This window comes from Pseudoalteromonas sp. SANK 73390 (genome assembly GCF_054966645.1).
Genome location: NZ_ARPN01000077.1, coordinates 1 through 3,610 on the forward strand (window position 1 = coordinate 1; position 3,610 = coordinate 3,610).

General features: G+C 41.0%; 6 protein-coding genes. 2 read left to right on the forward strand and 4 right to left on the reverse strand.

The features are described 5' to 3' along the window. Positions 1-62 precede the first annotated feature (62 nt). The 4 genes from SANK73390_RS10180 to SANK73390_RS10195 form a co-directional block, all read right to left on the reverse strand. Positions 63-251 carry a hypothetical protein gene (locus SANK73390_RS10180; protein ID WP_261595353.1) on the reverse strand — a complete coding sequence of 63 codons (189 nt, stop codon included), beginning with the start codon at positions 249-251 and terminating at the stop codon, positions 63-65. A gap of 17 nt (positions 252-268) precedes the next feature. Further along, entirely contained in the window at positions 269-439 is a 171-nt protein-coding gene (locus SANK73390_RS10185; RefSeq protein ID WP_261595529.1) for a DUF1328 domain-containing protein, read from the reverse strand. A 26-nt stretch (positions 440-465) separates the two neighbouring features. Beyond that, on the reverse strand, positions 466-912 hold the full coding sequence (locus SANK73390_RS10190) for a PA2169 family four-helix-bundle protein (RefSeq protein ID WP_462765948.1): 447 nt from the start codon (positions 910-912) through the stop codon (positions 466-468). A gap of 171 nt (positions 913-1,083) precedes the next feature. Beyond that, positions 1,084-1,983: a mechanosensitive ion channel family protein gene (locus SANK73390_RS10195; RefSeq protein WP_462765949.1), complete on the reverse strand. Its 900-nt coding sequence runs from the start codon at positions 1,981-1,983 to the stop codon at positions 1,084-1,086. A 270-nt stretch (positions 1,984-2,253) separates the two neighbouring features. On the opposite strand from SANK73390_RS10195, the gene SANK73390_RS10200 reads away from it, so the two are divergent. Both SANK73390_RS10200 and SANK73390_RS10205 read left to right on the forward strand, forming a co-directional pair. Next, positions 2,254-2,820: a BON domain-containing protein gene (locus SANK73390_RS10200; protein WP_462765950.1), complete on the forward strand. Its 567-nt coding sequence runs from the start codon at positions 2,254-2,256 to the stop codon at positions 2,818-2,820. Positions 2,821-2,933: 113 nt separating this feature from the next. Continuing rightward, entirely contained in the window at positions 2,934-3,524 is a 591-nt protein-coding gene (locus tag SANK73390_RS10205; RefSeq protein WP_462765951.1) for an outer membrane beta-barrel protein, read from the forward strand. Positions 3,525-3,610 lie beyond the last annotated feature (86 nt).

The following is a 3,610-nucleotide window of genomic DNA, read 5'->3' on the forward strand; positions in this document are numbered from 1 at the left end:
TGTAAAAAGCCCCCAAAACGATTTTGGAGGCTTTTTAATAATTCTATTTTGTTTAAAACCGATTAGCAGTTTTCATTCTCAGCTTTAGCGGCTTCTTTAACGTTCTCACAGGCATCTTCAATGGCGTTTTTGCTATCGGTTACCATTTCATCGATTTTTTCACCAGCATCCTCCGCTGGACCGTCTGAACAACCTGCCAGTGCAAGTAAAGCAACAACACCGACGGCTTTTGTTAGATTCATGATATTCATAATGTGCTCCTTTAAGCCTAAGCTTTGGGCTTTTTAACGAGTGAAAAAATAAAAGACAGTACTAAGAATGCGACAAAAATAAAAAATAGTATCTTAGCAATGCTTGCTGCTGCACCTGCGATGCCACCAAACCCTAATACTGCGGCAATAAGGGCAAGTACTAAAAATGTGATTGACCAGCGTAACATGGGGCCTCCTCAAGCCTATTTGGCAATTAGGCTGTAATATCCTGCAATGTTTTCATTTCGTCATGACATGCTTGCATTGTCATGCGTATTTCACGTAGTACGCGTTGGCAGTCTTGTGGCAGTGTTTGCTCAAGTGCGGCGTCTACTTTCTCAAGGACCTTATCTTCCACTTCTTCAAGCTGAGAAATATACGTGTGCTCTTTATCTGTGCTAATTAATGCGATGACTTTGGTATAAGTTTCACGCAGTTCAACACTGAATGCATTGTCGTCTTCAACGTCACCTTTGTCGGCCACAATGAATGGCTGCAATGCGGATACGGCTTTGGTTTTTTCTAGCACATTCATTTCAAAAATGCGCTCAAGTTCAAGGTTGCTGACTTTCTTTTTTGCATCTAAGTAAAATTCAATGCCACCATTAAGTACTTTAATAAGCTCTGCAACGGGTTTTAAATTAAAATCACTGTTCGACATAATGTGCTCCTTCAATTTTAAATATGTGGCAAATGGATAAATCATCATTTGCAATTAATCGTTATACACAGAGGGTGTTGCAGCGTCCGTGCCAGTTTTATTTTTGTTTAAAATCAGTTTGTTATGTTTTTGGTGCGTACTGGCCTTGTAAGTCTTACCGAGTGTATGTAATTACTGCTCACTTGTACTTTGTACATCTTGCAAGGTGGTGCCTCCTTTTGCATTAAAGTCCAATGTGCGAATAGGAAACGGAATTAAAATGTCGTTATCATTGAGGGTTTGATTGATTGTAACAATCGCTTGGTGGCGAATATCCATAAAGTTGCCATCTCCTGGGTAGTCAATCCAAAACCAAACAAGTAGGTCGATGGCGCTGTCACCAAAACCACTGGCATACACGGCGGTTTCTTCTTTGTGTTTAACAAAGTCGAGGTTATTAATGGCTTGCTCAATCACCTCGCGTGCTTGATTAATGTCATCGGCATAAGAAATCCCAACGGGAATTTCTATACGACGCTTTTTGAGGGTGGAGTAATTGAGCAGCTTGTTTCTAAATAGTATTTTATTCGGGGTAACACAAAGTTGACCATAAAAGGTTTCAATTAAGGTGTTGCGTAGATTTATTTGCTTGACTGTGCCCAAGGTGTCATCAGCTTCAATGATATCACCCACTTTAAATGGTTTGCGTACCCCCATGACAACACCAGCAATGAGGTTTTCAGTCATATCTTGAAACGCAAAACCAATAGCAAGACCAATGATACCCGCACCGGCCAACAAGGATGCCACGGCACCAGAGAGCCCCATAATGTCCAAAGCGAAGAAAAAGCCAATGGCAATGACCACTAAACGAATAATAGCAGCTAACAGTCCAGCGACTTGAGTGGAGTGAGAGGCTTTTCTGATAAGCTTGAGTGCCCATTTAGCAATAATGCTGGAGAGAAACAAAAACACCACGAAGATAACAATGGCCACTACCAAGTTAGGGAGGTTTTTAATACTCAGCTCGGCCCAGCTGTCCATCTTTTCATAGATGAGTTGCCAAAATTTTTCTAATGAGAGGTTATTCATTGTGCGCTCGCTATTTAATTAATAATGAGGTGGTGAGGCATTATTTATGCCAGCCGCTTAGATCCACTGCTTTATCGCGTCTGGATGAGTCATGACGGGTTGGGTCTGTAATTTTTGCCTGTAAAAACTACCGTGTTATGAGAAAACTACACATAGGGGGAGCGTGGCGATTGGGGTGGTTAATTATAAGTCATTGAATTTTAGTTATTTTAAATATGGCACACGCCGTGCATTAACTAATTCGTCAAAACAACTTAAAGGAAAATGATTATGAAACGCACTCTACTTACAATGGCATTAGCATCAGCAGTAACTGTAACGTCAGTAAACGCAAAAGATAACGCTTGGGAAAAAGAAGCAAGTGATGCGTGGATTGATGGTAAAGCAGAAGCAACATTGCTTTTCAATACCAACCTAGATTCATTTGATATTAATACCGACGTACACAATGGCGTGGTGGTACTTACTGGTAAGGTTGAACATAACGTTGATAAAAAACTAGCAGAAGAGCTAATCACTGGCATTGATGGTGTGAAAGACGTCGATAACCGCATTAGCCTAGTGAAAGATGTGGACCACAAGACACTCGAAAAAGAGCGTGGTATGGATGAATCAAGCTTTACTGACGCTAAGATTGCCACGGTTATTAAAACACGTCTGTTATTTGATACTGACATTAGCGGTACAGATATTGATGTAGACGTTGAAAACGGCAAAGTAACCCTAACGGGTGATGTAGACTCAGATTCTGAAAAACAACTTGCTATCGCGATTGCGAAAAACGCTGATGATGTAAAGCATGTTGATGACAACCTACGCATTGATAAAGAGTCGTAAGTAATACGGCGCTATCAATTTAACTAAACAGTATTGAGCGCGATTAACCGCGCTCACCTTTTCTATCTATTTTTAAAATAAATATTCTCTGCAAAAAATTAAAAGGAGCCATTATGTTTAATCGCTTTTCTGTGTCATCTATTTCTTTAGCGCTGATTTTGGGTGCATCAAGTGCCTCAGCATTGGCCGCTGACAGTAACTACTTTGACTTTAACGGCGAGCCAAAAGTGTATACGGGTATTGGTTATGGCCAATATTCATTTCAATGGGATGACAAAGAGAACGACACCAGCTTTGATGATGATGCATCTATGCTTAAAGCCTATGTAGGTACGGCGCTAAATGAATACTTTAGTGTTGAATTAGCCTATCAAAATTTTGATGAAGCCAGTGATATAGACAGCAACGCCGAACTTGACGGTGTGTCATTGGCTGCCCGTTTTTCAGCGCCTCTTAACGAGCGTTTTTCATTATATGCAAAAGGCGGTTGGTTAGAGTGGAATGCAGATATTTATGCCACTATTCCTGATGTAGGGCGTATTGGCCGCGAGCTGGACGGCGGCGACTGGTTCTACGGTGCGGGGATTGCCTTTGGCGTAACGCAGAACGTTAATATGCGTCTTGAATATGAACGTTATGAGCTTGATGACCGTATAGACCCCAATATGGATGTGGCATCCGTCTCTGTTGAATACGTTTTCTAAGCCTTTAGAATGATATTTTAACAACGCAACTTCTCCCCTGTGTATGTTGTTTTTAGCCACCTTGTTTTGCAAGGTGGCTTTTTTGT